General features: G+C 52.3%; 14 protein-coding genes. 8 read left to right on the forward strand and 6 right to left on the reverse strand.

Annotated elements, in window-relative coordinates:
• From AC06ND_RS10435 to ispG, 4 genes are all read left to right on the forward strand, one after another.
• The coding region (locus AC06ND_RS10435) for a TGS domain-containing protein (protein ID WP_475678920.1) at window positions 1-1,233 on the forward strand (1,233 nt) is incomplete at its 5' end.
• Between the two features lie 6 nt (window positions 1,234-1,239).
• On the forward strand, window positions 1,240-3,042 hold the full coding sequence (locus tag AC06ND_RS10440; RefSeq protein WP_475678921.1) for an Ig-like domain-containing domain: 1,803 nt from the start codon (window positions 1,240-1,242) through the stop codon (window positions 3,040-3,042).
• On the forward strand, window positions 3,039-3,989 hold the full coding sequence (locus AC06ND_RS10445) for an outer membrane beta-barrel protein (protein ID WP_475678922.1): 951 nt from the start codon (window positions 3,039-3,041) through the stop codon (window positions 3,987-3,989). Before AC06ND_RS10440 ends, AC06ND_RS10445 begins: the two co-directional genes overlap by 4 nt.
• A complete protein-coding gene (gene ispG / locus AC06ND_RS10450) occupies window positions 3,986-5,284 on the forward strand; it encodes a (E)-4-hydroxy-3-methylbut-2-enyl-diphosphate synthase (protein WP_475678923.1) in 1,299 nt (432 codons plus the stop codon). Before AC06ND_RS10445 ends, ispG begins: the two co-directional genes overlap by 4 nt.
• Here the strand turns inward: ispG and AC06ND_RS10455 are convergent.
• From AC06ND_RS10455 to rsfS, 4 genes are read right to left on the reverse strand one after another with little or no spacing between them, the layout of a single operon-like run.
• Entirely contained in the window at window positions 5,281-5,940 is a 660-nt protein-coding gene (locus AC06ND_RS10455) for a phosphatidylserine decarboxylase (RefSeq protein ID WP_475678924.1), read from the reverse strand. The genes ispG and AC06ND_RS10455 overlap by 4 nt on opposite strands.
• 12 nt (window positions 5,941-5,952) lie before the next feature.
• The gene (locus AC06ND_RS10460) at window positions 5,953-6,780 is read right to left on the reverse strand and encodes a phosphatidate cytidylyltransferase (protein WP_475678925.1); all 828 of its coding nucleotides are present in this window, start codon (window positions 6,778-6,780) and stop codon (window positions 5,953-5,955) included.
• Window positions 6,780-8,837, reverse strand: coding sequence for an ATP-dependent zinc metalloprotease FtsH (gene ftsH, locus AC06ND_RS10465; RefSeq protein ID WP_475678926.1), 2,058 nt, complete (start codon window positions 8,835-8,837; stop codon window positions 6,780-6,782). Before ftsH ends, AC06ND_RS10460 begins: the two co-directional genes overlap by 1 nt.
• Before the next feature lie 3 nt (window positions 8,838-8,840).
• A complete protein-coding gene (gene rsfS, locus AC06ND_RS10470) occupies window positions 8,841-9,194 on the reverse strand; it encodes a ribosome silencing factor (RefSeq protein ID WP_475678927.1) in 354 nt (117 codons plus the stop codon).
• 50 nt (window positions 9,195-9,244) lie between these two features.
• Between rsfS and AC06ND_RS10475 the strand changes: the two genes are divergently transcribed.
• The 3 genes from AC06ND_RS10475 to rpe are packed head-to-tail and all read left to right on the forward strand — an operon-like array spanning window position 9,245 to window position 11,948.
• Complete coding sequence (locus tag AC06ND_RS10475) at window positions 9,245-9,877, forward strand: biotin--[acetyl-CoA-carboxylase] ligase (RefSeq protein WP_475678928.1); 633 nt, start codon at window positions 9,245-9,247, stop codon at window positions 9,875-9,877.
• A complete protein-coding gene (locus tag AC06ND_RS10480) occupies window positions 9,874-11,310 on the forward strand; it encodes an aminoacyl-histidine dipeptidase (RefSeq protein WP_475678929.1) in 1,437 nt (478 codons plus the stop codon). The genes AC06ND_RS10475 and AC06ND_RS10480 overlap by 4 nt, the downstream gene beginning before the upstream one ends.
• Window positions 11,310-11,948 (forward strand): ribulose-phosphate 3-epimerase, encoded by a 639-nt coding sequence (gene rpe / locus AC06ND_RS10485; protein ID WP_475678930.1) that lies wholly within the window; start codon window positions 11,310-11,312, stop codon window positions 11,946-11,948. Before AC06ND_RS10480 ends, rpe begins: the two co-directional genes overlap by 1 nt.
• On the opposite strand, the gene dnaA is transcribed toward rpe, so the two are convergent.
• Both dnaA and AC06ND_RS10495 read right to left on the reverse strand, forming a co-directional pair.
• The gene (dnaA, locus tag AC06ND_RS10490) at window positions 11,929-13,350 is read right to left on the reverse strand and encodes a chromosomal replication initiator protein DnaA (RefSeq protein WP_475678931.1); all 1,422 of its coding nucleotides are present in this window, start codon (window positions 13,348-13,350) and stop codon (window positions 11,929-11,931) included. The genes rpe and dnaA overlap by 20 nt on opposite strands.
• A 282-nt stretch (window positions 13,351-13,632) precedes the next feature.
• Window positions 13,633-14,793 (reverse strand): N-acetylmuramoyl-L-alanine amidase family protein, encoded by a 1,161-nt coding sequence (locus AC06ND_RS10495; RefSeq protein ID WP_475678932.1) that lies wholly within the window; start codon window positions 14,791-14,793, stop codon window positions 13,633-13,635.
• Between the two features lie 172 nt (window positions 14,794-14,965).
• Here AC06ND_RS10495 and AC06ND_RS10500 point away from each other — a divergent pair.
• Window positions 14,966-15,348: hypothetical protein (locus AC06ND_RS10500; RefSeq protein ID WP_475678933.1), on the forward strand; the 383-nt coding region annotated here is incomplete at its 3' end.

The raw sequence follows: 15,348 nt of genomic DNA on the forward strand, positions 1-15,348 counted from the left end.
ATCTATGCGGTGAGGATTGTCTTCACCCCGAAGTCCGACGACCTTATGGAGGAACGTCAGGAATGTTTCCATATATTCTCGCTCATAACGGGCATATATGAGTACAGGCCAGAGCGTGTGCGCGACTGGGTGATGCACCCCAAGTCCAACGGATATGAGGCCCTGCATGTCACCGTGATGAGCAATACCGGTATCTGGGTCGAGGTCCAGATACGCAGCCAGAGGATGAACGACATCGCCGAGAAGGGTATCGCCGCTCACTGGGCTTACAAGAAGAACGGGGTCAGCGAGTCGAACTCCGAGTCCGAGATGGAACTCTGGATCAACAAGATCAAGTCCATACTCGTCAATCCGGACGTCTCATCTCTCGAGCTTCTGGACATGATCCACAACGACCTCACCACCACCGACATATTCGTATTCACTCCGAAGGGTGAGCAGCGCCGTATCCAGAAAGGTGCGACAGCCCTTGACTTCGCATACATGATCCATACCCATGTCGGCAACCAGGCCATTGCCGCCAAGGTCAACATGAAGCTCGTGGCACTCAACTATGTCCTGCGGACCGGAGACCAGGTCGAGATCATCACCGCCGGTGACGGTATACCTAAGAAGGAGTGGCTCGACTTCCTCATCACCCACAAGGCGCGCAACGTGGTGAGCAACTACTACCGCGACGTCAACGCCGGCAAGGACAGCATGTCCCAGGATTTCGAGGAGAAGCCGACCGACAAGCAGAAGTCCACCTGGAACCTCTTCGGCCTGCTCAGCAAGGCCAACAGGAAGGCTCCTTACGTCATCAACAAGGACAACATCGGCAAGGTCGTGATCTCCAAGTGCTGCAAGCCTATTCCTGGCGACAGCGTGGTGGGATTCATAAACGAGGATGGCAAGGTGGTCATCCACAAGAAGACCTGCCCTGAGGCGAACAGCCTTGCCTCGAAGTACGGCGACAATATCGTCATACCTGAATGGGAAAGCACCGGCGAGCAGTCTTTCGATGTGAAGCTCTCGCTCTCCGGAATCGACCGAATAGGAATACTCAACGAGATCACGAGATACATATCCCTCGTGCTCAGCATGAACATACGCGAATTCGCTCTCCATACGGATACCGGCGTGTTCGACGGATATATAGTACTTTCCGTACATGACACCGACGAGCTCGACAAGCTCATAAAGCGTCTCAGCCGCATCGAAGGACTGAGGAAAGTAGTACGTAACGACCTATAGAAGAAAATGAACAAAAGGCTCATAAATCTGCTCCCAGCGATTCCGATCCTCCTCATACTCGGATCGATGATGTTCTCGCATTCCTGCGCGAACACCACCACTCCGCCTAGCGGTGGACCAAAGGATACCATTCCTCCGGTGATCAAGAAGATCTCTCCGGAGCCTGGAGCGACGAACGTACCCGTGCATGGTACCAAGGTCACCTTCACGTTCGACGAGTACGTGGTGGTCAAGGAACCGAACAACATCTATCTCTCCCCTCCTTTGGAGAAGAAACCTAAGTACAAGATCCAGGGCAAGAGCCTCGTGGTGGAGTTCGAGAGCGACCTTGACCCGAACAAGACATACGTGCTCGACATCACCGGTGCGCTTGCAGACAACAACGAAGGCAACAAGTATCCCGGATATTCGCTCGTGTTCTCTACCGGCGACCAGATCGATACAATGATGCTCACCGGAACGGTGCAGGACTGCAATACCCTGAATCCGATTAAGGGTGCGACAGTGCTCCTCTATAAGGACCATGCGGACAGCGCAGTATTCCTTCATAGGCCGGATGCCTCGATAAAGACCGACGACTGGGGCTTCTTCGCGCTCAGGAACATCCAGGATACACTTTACAGGATGTATGCGATCGTCGACGAGAACAACAATAACAAGTACGATCCTGAGAGCGAGAGGATAGCCTTCATCGACTCTCTCATACGCCCTGTCCAGGTCGTTGCCGATACCATAGTCGAGCTCATGAAGTATGACATGAAGGATACTCTCAAGTGCAAGGCCAGGAAGTCGGAGTATGAGCTCTCGATGTTCCGCGAGAAGCCGAGCAAGCAGCTGATCGTGAACAAGGAGCGAGTCGGAGAAAGGACCGCTTACATCACCTTCATGGCGCCTTATGCGCAGGTCGACTCAGTGTGGATCAGGGGCGTGCGTCCGGAGAGGCTCATCACCCAGTTCAACGTGATGCAGGACAGTCTCGAGATATGGGTGAACGATGCAAGGAAGCAGCCTGATACGCTCTATCTCAATGTCAAGTACATGAAGACGGACACGGCAGGCGTGCTGAAGATGCAGACCGAACAGGTCAAGCTTCCTCGCCCTAAGGGCACGTCGGCAGCCGCAAAGAGCTCGAAGCGCGATATAAAGAAGGAAGATACCCTCTGCGTATTTACTCTCAAGCCAGAGCCGGAGAGAATCGAGCAGTACGGCTTCGAGATCGAGTTCAAGTACCCTATCGTCGAGGATGGATGGGACTCTCTCGTATTCCGCTCCGTCAACCCTCGTCAGCAGGAAAGCATTGCAAAGTACAGGGTCGAGCAGGACACTCTCAATCTGAGAAAGTACACCGTATGGCCTCAGGACAAGCTTATGGAAGGATATGAGTACTTCCTCAAGATTCCTCACCGTAAGTTCAAGGACATAAACGGATACTACAACGACAGCACCGAGGTCAAGGTGTCACTTCCTAAGGACGACAAGCTCAGCCTTATGAAGACGGTATTTACCGGGGTGAAGAACAAGTACATCGTAGAGCTTCTCAACGAGAAGAGGGACAAGGTGATTCGCAGCTACATCATCGACAGCGACTGTACGCTTGAGTTCCCTTACCTTAAAGCGGCGAAGTACAGCATACGCGTGACTGAGGACGTGAACAGGAACGGTATTGTCGATACCGGTAATCTCCTGGAGCACCGTCAGCCAGAGAAGGTGAAGTTCTACAGGCTGGAGAACGGCAAGGAGGATATCATCATAATGGAGTCTGCCGAGATAGAGCAGAACATCAATCTTGAGGAAATGTTCAGACGATGAAAAGGATTTCTCTCATATCAATCCTCGTCGTGGTGGCGTCACTGCTGCTGCCTGGCATCTCTCACGCCCAGAACAGAGATTCCCTTCTGGTCGACATCGAATTCATAGACGATGACATCGACGAGGGTAAGCTCCAGATCAAGGATGACCCTATCGCGAAGGAGAAGAAGCCACGCAAGAGCAGGAAGGAACTCAAGCTTCAGAGCGATACCCTGAGCTTTGACAACCTATATCTTGACACAGTGGTCGTCAAGAAGAAGAATCTCATCAACGACTATACGATGATCGGTGTGCAGTACGGTGCCGGCGTGGCGTCAGCCTTCTATAATCCGAGCCGTCAGCAGCGTTTCGTAGTGTCTCCGTACAACTTCGGTATAGTCTATACCCGATATGGCAAAATGTTCAATTTCATGCCGTATTTCGGAATTCAGGTGGGAGCTTTCTATAACACAGAAGGATACAGGTTCAAGATCGACAAGGAGACCGGTGCCCCGAACTACACTGAGTCCGGCGCCGACAAGGCCTTCATTACCACCTACGACGGCAGCGTGCTGGCCCATGCCCACATCGACTTCTGGAAGATGAAGCTCATCATCAATGCCGGTTACTACGTCGGCTACAGGGCAAATATCGTAAGGTATCGCAATGACGAGGTCATCAGCAGGGAGTTCAATGACTACGACCGCAAGTTCGATTATGGACTCAAGGGAGGCGCAGGTTTCGGCTTCGTTTTCGACCCTATCGAGTTCCACCTGACCGCAACCTACAAGCACTCGTTCAATTGCCTCTTCAACCCGAATTACGACAGCGAGATCTATTATAGGTACGCTTACCCATACAGTATCATCATATCCGCAGGAATCCATGTCCAGCTGACCAAGCGTGTCGGAAAGACCACAAGGCAGATCAAGATGGAGGCCAGGGAAGCTTTAAATAATCAGAAATGACAGCAAGAGAAGTAAAGATCGGCGATAACCTCGTACTCGGAGGTTCTAACCCTATCGCAATCCAGACCATGTGCAACACGCACACCAGCGATGTCGATGCATCATACGCGCAGTGCGTAAGGTTGGCAAAGGCAGGCGCCGAGCTCATCCGACTCACCGTTCCGGGAGTGAAGGAAGTCGAGGACCTTGCGGAGATACGCAGGAGGCTCAACGCAGATGGAATAACCGTACCTCTCGTCGCTGACGTCCATTTCTCATCGGAGGTCGCCATCGCCGCAGCAGCTGTCGTAGAGAAGGTCAGGATCAATCCTGGTAACTTCCATAAGGATCATGAGAAGGCTCGCGAGCAGTTCGCACGCCTCGTTGCGGTTTGCAAGGAACACGGCACAACCCTCCGCATCGGACTCAACCATGGTTCGCTCGGAGAAAGGATCACCAACCTCTACGGTAACACTCCGCTCGCAATGAAGGAAGCCGTGATGGAATGGCTCCATATGTGCCGCGAGCAGGATTTCGAGCGCGTAGTAGTTTCTCTCAAGGCCTCAAACACTATAGTTATGGTCGAGGCATACAGGCTTCTTGCAGAGGCCATGGAAAAGGAGGACATGCACTTCCCTCTCCATCTTGGTGTAACCGAGGCCGGAAACGGCGATTCTGGAAGAATCAAGTCATGTGTCGGTATCAGCACCCTTCTTTCTGAAGGAATAGGAAATACCATACGAGTTTCGCTCACAGAGGATCCTGAGAACGAACTCCCTGTCGCACGCTACCTTGCTGACCGTTACGACGGCAAGCTCAGCTCAACCATGTCCAAGGTGGTCATCGAAGGACGCAAGGCAATCGCGACCTACGCAGCTCCATCCAACGAACGTCTCATCCTCGACGCATCCTGCGACTGGGGAAAGAGGCTCATGGACAGGGAGATCGACGAGGTCAAGATCGAGGGCTGTGATCCTGAGTTCGCAGCTTACCTCGAGGACGAGCTTCTCCAGGCTTGCCGCAGGAAATTCTACCGTCCAGAGTATGTCGCATGCCCTGGTTGCGGACGAACCATGTACAATCTCGAGGAGACCTTCAACGAGGTCAAGCGTCGCACGGCACACCTCAAGGGCATGGTCATCGCCGTGATGGGATGTATCGTGAACGGACCTGGCGAGATGGCTGACGCAGACTGGGGATATGTCGGAGAAGGAAACCACAAGGTGTCCATCTATAAAGGAAAGACCCCGGTGCTCAGGCATGTGCCAGAGACCGAGGCCATCGATCGACTTCTCGAACTTATTGAGAATGCTTAAAGCTTAGCAATCACTGATTCGCAGGCTCTTACTTCATCTCCTACTTCAACGTTAATCTTCGCTGTAAGTGGGAGATACATGTCTATACGTGAGCCGAACTTGATGATACCGCACTGAGAGGCTTTCTCCACCTGCTCACCTACGCAATCGTAAGTTACGATCCTACGTGCGAAGGTTCCGGCCATCTGCTTGAAGAAGACCTCTCCGCACTCGTTCTTCACAGCTATAGACGCGTGCTCGTTGAGCTCCGATGCCTTCGGCATCCACGCGAGGAGATATCTTCCCGGATGATACTTGTAATAGGTGTTCTCACCGTCGATTGGCCAGTAGTTGACGTGTACGTTGAAGAAGCTCATGTACACGGATACCTGCATGACCTCGCACTTGAAGTATTCTGGCTCATATACCTTCTCTACGATTACGACCTGGCCGTCAGCAACGCTGGTGACCACGTTCTTGCCGTAGATATTGCCCCTCACAGGCACACGGAAGAAGAAAAGTATCCATGCCATCATGAAGCCCATTAGAATCACGATAGGCAGCCAGATGAACCTAGGGTTGATCATGGTGACGGAGATGACGATGAGCGAGAGTGCGATGAACCACACCACCGCGATCGTACCGCGTCCGTCCTGATGTATCTTTACTTTTTTCATTTATAGTTAGGTTTAGATCAGTCCGAAAACAATCATGTATATGACAGCTGAAGGGATGGCGACCATTGCGCTGTCGAACCTGTCCATCATTCCGCCATGGCCAGGGATGCAGTTACCTGAATCCTTGATGCCGCAAGCGCGCTTCCATACTGACTCGATGAGGTCGCCGCAGATGCCTGTAACGCAGATTAAGGTAGCGAGGGCGATGCAGTGGCCCATTCCGTAAGGAAGGCATCCTATGGTGCTGAGGACAGCTCCTGTAGCTACGGAGGCAACGATTCCGCCGCCTACTCCTATCCAGCTCTTCTTCGGAGAGATGTTCGGGCAGAGCTTCGGACCATACTTCTGTCCGAGTGCCATTCCGAAGCAATACGCTCCTACGTCTGACATCCATACGATGATGAAGTAGCCAAGGAGTATGGTACCGTCGAAGTTGTAGTTGTGGAATACCAGGAGATTGAACATCGACATCGGGATGGCGATGTAGAGTATCGAGGTGAAGAGATGCGATACCTTCGCAAACTCTTCCCTATCCTTGATCCCGAAGAAACTGACCATCAAGGCGAAGAGAGGGACGTAGGCGAGCAGGATGTACTTTACCTCGATTCCGTATGCCATGTGGCAGAAGAAAAGAAGGAAGATGGAAAGTCCTGTGAGGACCGAGAGCACCTGCTGCACAGGGTATGCTCCACCCATGTTCATCTTGTGGAATTCGTGCATCATCATGGTCACTACAAGCAGCATGACCACGAGGAAGCAGTATTTGCTTAAAAGCAGACAGCCTACCATCACTACGAGGTAGGCAAGTCCGGTCAGAGTCCTTGTGATAAGGGTCTTCATTATTCTACTTCTTTTGGTTCAGGTTCAGTGTTCTCCGGAGCCTCGGTCGGCACCTCGGCGGGAGCGGTTTCAGCACTTGGCTCAGCGGACGGCGCAGCCTGCTCTGCGGCAGGTTCTCCCGGCTTCTGCTCCTCTGGCTCGAGTCTGTCCTGGCCGTGGATGCCGGCCTTAGGACCGATGATGCGCTCGAGGTCAGACGAGAGGATGAGCTCCTTGTCTATGAGTTCCTGGGCCACGGCCTCGAACTCTGCCTTGTGCTCGGTAAGTATCTGGTAGGTCCTGTCGTGGATCTGGTCCACGAGTTCCTTGACCTCCTGGTCGATCAGTTCAGCTGTCTTCTCGCTGTAAGGCTTGGTGAGGTCGAAGCCACGAGAACCTGTGCTGTCATAGAAGCTGAGGTTGCCGACCTTGTCGCTCATACCATAGTAGGATACCATTGCGTACGCCATTCTGGTAAGCCTTTCGAGATCATTGAGAGCACCTGAGCATGGGACACCGCGATAGATTTCCTCGGCAACCCTACCGCCCATGAGGACACAAAGCTCGTCCAACATGTGGTTGCGGTCCTGGATGACGCGCTCGTCAGGAAGGTTCCAGGTGAGTCCGAGTGCCTGTCCGCGAGGGATGATGCTGACCTTGAGCACCGGGCTCGCGAATGGAAGTACCCATCCGGTGACAGCATGTCCGGCCTCGTGGTATGCGGTGAGCATCTTCTCTTCCTTGGACATGATGGTCTTGCTGCGCTCTATACCGCCGACGATGCGGTCTACTGCGTCAAGGAAATCGGTCTGGTCGATGGCGCTCTTGTTCCTGCGCGCTGCAGTAAGAGCAGCCTCGTTGCAGACGTTTGCTATGTCAGCGCCGCTGAAGCCAGGGGTGTTCTTTGCGATGAGCTCCATGTCGAAGTCACCGGCGAGCTTGAGCTTGCGGGTATGTACTCCGAAGATTTCCTTTCTCTCATTGAGGTCAGGAAGGCTCACATGGATCTGGCGGTCGAAACGGCCGGCACGCATGAGTGCCTTGTCGAGAATGTCGGCGCGGTTAGTTGCGGCGAGAATGATCACACCGCTGTTTGAACCGAAACCGTCCATTTCTGTAAGGAGCTGGTTGAGAGTATTTTCGCGCTCGTCATTTGAAGAAAAGCCTGCATTCTTGCCCCTTGCACGACCGACAGCATCGATCTCGTCAATGAAGACGATGCAAGGTGCCTTCTCCTTAGCCTGACGGAAGAGGTCACGAACTCGTGAGGCACCCACTCCGACGAACATCTCCACGAAATCTGAACCGGAGATGCTGAAGAAAGGAACGTTGGCTTCGCCTGCAACAGCCTTCGCAAGGAGGGTCTTACCTGTACCCGGAGGGCCTACGAGAAGGGCACCCTTCGGAATCTTGCCTCCGAGGGCTGTGTACTTCTTCGGGTTCTTCAGGAAATCGACTATCTCGACTACCTCCTCCTTGGCGCGGTAGAGACCGGCGACATCCTTGAAGGTCACAGGATTGTCCTTCTTCTCAACTACCTTTCCGGTGGTCTTTCCCACGGCGAATATGTTGCCGCCGCCGTTACCGTTGCCACGACCTATGCTGCGGAACATGAATACGTACATGATGATCAGCAGGATAGGGAAAATGAGCCACTCGGCTGCCTTTGACCACATCCTGTCGTTGTTGGTCATCACGATCTTCACCTGGTCTGTAGCAGGAAGGTTCTCGTTGAGAGCACCGAACATCTCCTCTGCGTTGAAGCTGCCTGAGACGAGGAAGATGAAGTGAGGAGACTTCTTCGGAACTACGCCTCCGAACTTGGAAGCATACTTCTCGAGACTCTCCTGCTTCACGGTCACCTGACCCTTGAAGTCGTTCCTCACGAAGACTATCTCCTTGATGTCTCCTGAGTTGAACATCTGCTTTACCTCATCCCACTCAATCTTCTGTGGATTAGCGCTTCCCTCCCCGGTGAACATCATGTAGACGATGATCACAAGGAAGATCACGTACAACCACGAGAGGTTGACGGTGAATCTTCTTATCTTAGGTTTCTTGCCTTTGTTGTCTGCCATGGGTTAGTTTTCGTCTGTGAATTCTGTCTTCTCGGCATCTGCCCAGAGATCCTCGAGTCTGTAGAATGAACGATAAGGAGTCTGGAACACATGAACGACTACGTCGGTGTAGTCGAGGATGATCCAGAATGCGTTCTCCTTACCCTGAGAGCGTACCACCTTGCGGTGGAGCTTCTCGATGACACGGTCTTCTACATTATCAGCAATGGCGAGCACGTTGGTGGTGCTGTCAGCGTTGCACACGATGAAATGGTCCGAAATTGCGGTACCTATCTTGGTAAGGTCGAGCGAAATCACGCCCTGGCCCTTCTTTTCGAGCATTGCGTCAGCAATGACGTTGATGATGTTTTCTTCCAATTTTTTAATTCGTTATTTTTGCAATTACAAATATAACAATTTTCGAACCAATGAAAAGAGGCTGGAACATTATATGGTATAAAGAATTGGATTCCACCAATTCGGAGGCAGAAAGATGGCTTTCTGAGGGCAACAATGGCAGTGTTGACATTTTGTCAGTCATCGCGGCATGGAGTCAGACGGCAGGTCGCGGACAGGGTGACCACAAGTGGCATTCGGCGCCTGGAGAGAACCTCACATTCACCGTAGTCGAGCAGTACGAAAAGGGCCAGATGGAGGCCAGGAATCAGTCCAGGATAAGCTGGGGAACAGCCCTTGCCGTAGTGGATTATCTTGGCTCGAAAGGAATTGAAGCAAAAATTAAGTTGCCTAATGATATATATTTGGGTGACAAGAAGATATGCGGATTGCTTATAAAGCTTAAGGTCAGAGAGAAAGATGTGCTGGATTCCATCATTGGAATAGGTCTCGACATCAATGAGACGGACTTCCCTGCCGACCTTCCTAATCCTATTTCCCTGAGGATGGCAGTCGCTCAGGACAAGGGTGTCAGCCCAGAGGAGATACCTGCTTTCGAACTCGAGAAAGAGCTTGAAATTTTCATGGATTATCTTAGTTCAAGATTAGATTTATCATTATCTTTGTCTGATATAGAAAAAGACTTTAACAGCAGATTACGATGAACGCAGAGAATGTTCTTGAAATCTTCAAGGAGATAACCACCATACCTCGCGAATCTGGACACGAGGAACTGATCGTAAAATGGCTTCAGGACTTTGCAGCAAAGCATGGCCTCGACTGTAAGACCGACGAAGCCGGAAACGTAGTGATCACCAAGGAAGCAACTCCAGGAAAGGAGGATGTCCCTACCATAGTGCTTCAGTCGCATAGCGACATGGTATGCGAGAAGACAGCTGGTTCCAGCCACGACTTCACCAAGGATCCTATCCCATTTGTGATCGAGGATGGCTGGATGGTATCGCACGAGACCACTCTCGGAGCAGATTGCGGCATCGGAATGGCGACTGCGCTCGAACTCCTCGTCAGTGACGATCCTACCGGAAAGATCGAGGCCCTCTTCACTGTTTCTGAGGAGACAGGACTTGACGGCGCGATGGCTCTCAAGCCGGGATTCATCACTGGTAAGACCCTCATCAACCTCGACTCAGAGGACGAAGGACAGATATTCGTAGGATGTGCGGGCGGACTCGACACCACCGCAAAGTTCAACTATAAGGAAGAGGACGTCGAGTCTGACAGTGTCGTAGTGGAGCTTGCGATCAGCGGCTGCATCGGCGGACACAGCGGCGACGACATCAACAGGGGCCGTGCAAATGCCGTGAAGCTTCTTGCAAACCTCCTCTATGACCTCCTCCCACTCGGATATCAGATCATCAGCATCGACGGCGGAAACAAGCGTAACGCCATCGCACGCGACGCCCGTGCCGAAATCGCACTTTCGGAAGAGCTCGTGGACGAGTGTCTCGAGACCGTGGATGAGTTCAGGGATGCGATGCTCGAAATCTATGGATCGAGAGAAAAGAACATAAAGCTTATGGCTACCGTCTCTCCGGTGGAGGACGACATGGTGGCTATCGACAAGCATACCGCGAACAAGCTCGTGACCTCACTTGCAGCAGCTCCACACGGAGTGCTTGCGATGAGCCAGGATGTCGCGAACTTCGTGGAGACATCGACCAACCTCGCTTCGGTGAAGATGACAGAACCAGGCGTCATCCGCATCGGAACCAGCCAGCGCAGCTGCATCAAGGCGGCGCGTCGCTCAGCCGGCAGGAAGGTCGAGGCTTGCTTCTTGCAGGCAGGCGCAAACGTCGAGCACGAGTCCGAGTATCCGGGCTGGGCACCAGCAAGCGATTCGCCAATACGCGATGCATGCGTTGCTTCATATAAAAAGCTCTTCGGAGCTGAACCTAAGGTACTTGCAATTCATGCTGGACTTGAGTGCGGTCTCTTCACCGAGACCTTTCCTGGCCTTGATATGATCTCCGTTGGACCTACTCTCCGCGGTGTTCATGCACCGGGCGAGAAGCTTGAAATCGCGTCACTCGACAAGTTCGTACTCCTTCTTACTGACCTCGTAACTAATTTCAGATAATGGTAAAGATTGCACCTTCGATGCTTGCCGCAGACTTCCTCCACCTGAGCGAGAGCGCGGACATCGTGAACAGATACGCAGACATTTTCCACCTCGACATCATGGACGGAAAGTTCGTTCCTAACATCTCCTTCGGCTTCCCTGTCGTGGAAGCCATCGCGAAGGTGGCGAAGCGACCGATGGACGTGCACCTGATGATACAGCATCCTCAGGTATATGTCGAGCGTTTCGCGGCGACCGGCGCGAAGATGATAAGCTTTCATCTCGAGGCCGTGCATGATCCTGAGCCTGTGCTCGGTCTCATCAAGAACAACGGATGCAAGGCTGGTCTCGTGATCAATCCGGACAAGCCAGTCGAGTCGCTCTTCCCCTATCTCGAGGAATGCGACTATATCCTTCTGATGTCAGTGTTCGCTGGATTCGGCGGTCAGAAGTTCATCGAGGAGACCTACGACAGGATACGTACCCTCAAGGCTGAGATCGTAAGGCGTGGCCTGAAGACCCAGATCGAGATAGACGGTGGCGTGAGCCCTGCAAACGCAAAGCTCCTTGCTGAGGCCGGTGCCGACATTCTTGTAGCGGGAAGTGCTGTCTTCAAGAGCGAGAATCCTCGCGAGACTATCGCCTCGATGCGCTAAGCATCTTTTCTATATCAGTGACATACTGCTTGAATACCCTGTCCGTGGTCATCAGATCCTGGACAGTGGTGCATGCGTGCAGCACTGTTGCATGATCCTTTCCACCGCTCTCTGCACCGATGGTAGAGAGTGAGCAACTGATGAGATTCCTCGACATGTACATCGAGATCTGGCGAGCCTGAACGATCTGGCGCTTGCGCGAATTGGAGATGAGCTGCTCCTTCGTGAGGTTGAAGTATTCGCAAACGACCTTCTGGACCTTGTCGATGGTGAGTTCGTTCTTCTCCTCGGACACGATCTTGCCTGTGATCTTCTCGGCGAGTTCCACGGTGATTGGCTGGTGTGCGAGGGTCGCGTTCGCGATGAGCGATATGAGCGCACCCTCGAGCTCGCGGAAGTTGCTCTTTACCCTGGTGGCAAGGTAGATGAGCACCTCTTCGTCGAGCACCACTCCTTCCCTTTCGCACTTTGACTTGAGCATCGCGAGGCGGGTCGAGTAGTCTGGAGCCTGAAGCTCTACCGAAAGTCCCCATTTGAGTCTTGAAAGAAGCCTTTCCTCGAAGTTCTGAAGGTCTACAGGAGCACGGTCAGAGGTGAAGATGAGCTGCTTGCCGCTCTGATGGAGGTAATTGAAGATGTGGAAGAACGCGTTCTGAGCACCTGGTGAGGCGAGCTCCTGGATGTCATCCACGATCAGCACGTCCATCTTCTGGTAGAATGCAAGGAAATCGACGAGCTTGTTCTTCGCGTTAACGGCGTCCATATACTGGGTCTTGAACCTGTTCGCAGGCACGTAGAGGACCACGAGATCAGGGAACTGCTCCTTGACCGCGATACCGATGGACTGCGCGATGTGGGTCTTGCCGAGGCCTGGGCCACCGAAGAGGAAGAGAGGGTTGAAGGAAGTCTTTCCTGGGTACAGTGCTATATTCTTGCCGGCATTCACGGCCATCTTGTTGCACTCGCCCTCGATGAGGTTGCGGAAACAGTAGTTCCTGTTCAGCTGCGGGTTGATCTGGATGCGTGCGACGCCTGGGTACACGAACGGACCAGGGTTGCCGGACGGTGAATATGTAGGTACTGAGATCGTCTTGTTGGTAGGCTCCTTGCCAGGAGCAGAAGGGAACTCCATAGCTCCCCTGTTGACAACCGGACGCACGCGATAGTAGAGCTGTACGTCAGAACCAATCTCCCTCTTGAGGACCTTGGTGATCACATCGAGGAAGTAGGTCTCGAGATAGTCGCGGAAGAAATCGGTAGGCACCTCGAGGGTAAGCTTGTTCTCGACCAGGCTCAGAGCCTTGAGCGGCTTGAACCAAGTCTTAAACTGGTCAGGTTCAACGATGTTCTCAATTACCTTGAGACACTTGTCCCAGACCACTATGTGCCTGTCTTGTAACATATCGATTTCGGGGATACTCTTGAGTGAGTTTCTATAATGCAAATGTGAGGAAAAAAAACTAATAAAAAATTTAGTTTCCTATTGCATATTTAATTTTTTGTGCATCCCCAAAATGGAAGTTTTGCTTGCCTTTGTTGATTTTTAATCTATTGATAATCAATTGTTTAAAAACTCAAGGTCAAGAAAAACTCATTGAAAATCAATATCTTTCTAATTTTGAAAGATTATAAATAAGCCAATTCGCGATTTTTCTGCAACTGAGCATATCTGAGGGCAATAAAATCAAGGTCGCCTTCCCCAGAAAGTGAATCTTTCATCTTCGATTTTGACCATGAATGCATCAGGAAATTTCTTTGCAGCTTCCCTGAATTCTTTCTTCAGTTCCTCTTCTGACTCCTGTTCACAAATGACATACTTATAAACATTGCCCGCCTTGTGGCAACTTACCGGATAACCCTTGAAGAAAGGATCGTCAGCAGCCATGAGCTTGGAAGAGGCGACTACCTGGATTCCGAACATGGTCTTGTCCGGACTGGCGGGAACGAATTCCGGCTTGGTCTCCTTCTTCACCTCTGCGTCTTTCTTTGCGGTCTCCTCCTTGGCCGCAGGCTTTGCTGCGGTAGCTGGCTGTGTGCTCTTGCTGGAATTCTGCGTCGCGCTGGCTGTACTGCTTGCTGCAGCGGTCTTGTCCTTGCTGAAGTCTATGCTTCCGTCGTAGCGGTCCTTGAACTTTGCGAAAGCCTTGAATATGCCCTCCGCAATCTTGTCGAGGCCCTCGTCTGACTTCAGGACCGAGAGGTCCTTAGGGTTTGAGATGAAACCGTTCTCGATCAGTACGGCAGGCATGGTGGTCTTCCAGAGGACGAAGAAAGGATCCTGGTGTATGCCTCGGTTGTTCTGGAAGCACTTTCCCCTTTCCAGCTCAGACTGCACGTCAGCGGCGAAGAGAAGGCTCTGCTCGTAGAATGCGTTCTGCATCAGGTGGAAGAAGATGAATGACTCCGGGTCATTAGGGTCGAAGCCCTGATATTTCGTGGTGTAGTCGTCCTCGAGCAGAATCACGGAGTTCTCCCTCTTGCAGACGTTCATGTTGTAGGCAAAGAGATCCTGGTCCTTCTTGCTCGACTCTCCGAGGATGTGGGTGGAGAATCCGTCCGGATTCGCATTGGTGAAGGAGTTGATGTGGATCGAGATGAAGAGATTCGCCTGGCTCTTGTTCGCTATGTCCGCACGGTCCTGGAGAGTGACGAACTTGTCGTCCGGTCTGGTGTATACGACCTTGACGTCAGGATATGCCTCGTTGATCTTCGCACCCACCAGCTTCGATATCTTGAGGGTGAGGTCCTTTTCCTTGGTCTTTCCATCTCTGCTGACGGCTCCCGGGTCGGTACCGCCGTGGCCAGCGTCAAGCACTACGGTCTTGAGCTTAATGTCCTGCTTCACAGCCGCAAAGCTGGTGTTTCCAGATGTCAGGATTGGCATTATAAATGCCAGAATCATCGATATGCGTATACGTGCGCGTGCGTTCATTTGCGAATTACCGGAATTAGTAGTACTTTTGTTGGTTACAAATTTACAAAAATTTAGACAAAATCTTAGCCAACACCGTTATTTGATGTCTCTTAACAGGTTCAGAATCGCAGCATTCTTCGCTGTCCTGCTGCTCGCCACATCGGTTCTTCCCGCCCAGAACACGGCCCGAAGGAACCGTCGTGACCGCAACAATGCGGCTGCTACCGTAGATTCTGCATGGGCGAACCTCAGCGACTCGGCTAAGACTGCGCGCCTGGATTCTATCCGCGTCAAGCACATCACCGACTCCACATCCCGTGCCGATTCACTCGACCTGCTCGGAAAGAGCTCACTCGAGCGTCCTGCATTCACCGAGGCCAAGGACTCGATCATCGAGGACTTCTCGAACGGCAAGCGAGTGATCTATTACTATGGCGACGTCAGCGTGAAGTATGGCGACATCCAAGTCGGAGGCCAAGCGGTCTT

The organism is Candidatus Cryptobacteroides sp. (assembly GCF_056207615.1).

What these genes read in the sequence shown, in the direction of transcription:
- AC06ND_RS10455 (WP_475678924.1), bottom strand. Translation starts at nt 5,940, where the DNA reads ATGAAAAAAGTAAAGATACATCAGGACGGACGCGGTACGATCGCGGTG.
- AC06ND_RS10475 (WP_475678928.1), top strand. Translation starts at nt 9,245, where the DNA reads ATGAAAAGAGGCTGGAACATTATATGGTATAAAGAATTGGATTCCACC.
- ispG (WP_475678923.1), top strand. Translation starts at nt 3,986, where the DNA reads ATGACAGCAAGAGAAGTAAAGATCGGCGATAACCTCGTACTCGGAGGT.
- rpe (WP_475678930.1), top strand. Translation starts at nt 11,310, where the DNA reads ATGGTAAAGATTGCACCTTCGATGCTTGCCGCAGACTTCCTCCACCTG.
- AC06ND_RS10445 (WP_475678922.1), top strand. Translation starts at nt 3,039, where the DNA reads ATGAAAAGGATTTCTCTCATATCAATCCTCGTCGTGGTGGCGTCACTG.
- AC06ND_RS10440 (WP_475678921.1), top strand. Translation starts at nt 1,240, where the DNA reads ATGAACAAAAGGCTCATAAATCTGCTCCCAGCGATTCCGATCCTCCTC.
- AC06ND_RS10460 (WP_475678925.1), bottom strand. Translation starts at nt 6,780, where the DNA reads ATGAAGACCCTTATCACAAGGACTCTGACCGGACTTGCCTACCTCGTA.
- dnaA (WP_475678931.1), bottom strand. Translation starts at nt 13,350, where the DNA reads ATGTTACAAGACAGGCACATAGTGGTCTGGGACAAGTGTCTCAAGGTA.
- AC06ND_RS10480 (WP_475678929.1), top strand. Translation starts at nt 9,874, where the DNA reads ATGAACGCAGAGAATGTTCTTGAAATCTTCAAGGAGATAACCACCATA.
- ftsH (WP_475678926.1), bottom strand. Translation starts at nt 8,837, where the DNA reads ATGGCAGACAACAAAGGCAAGAAACCTAAGATAAGAAGATTCACCGTC.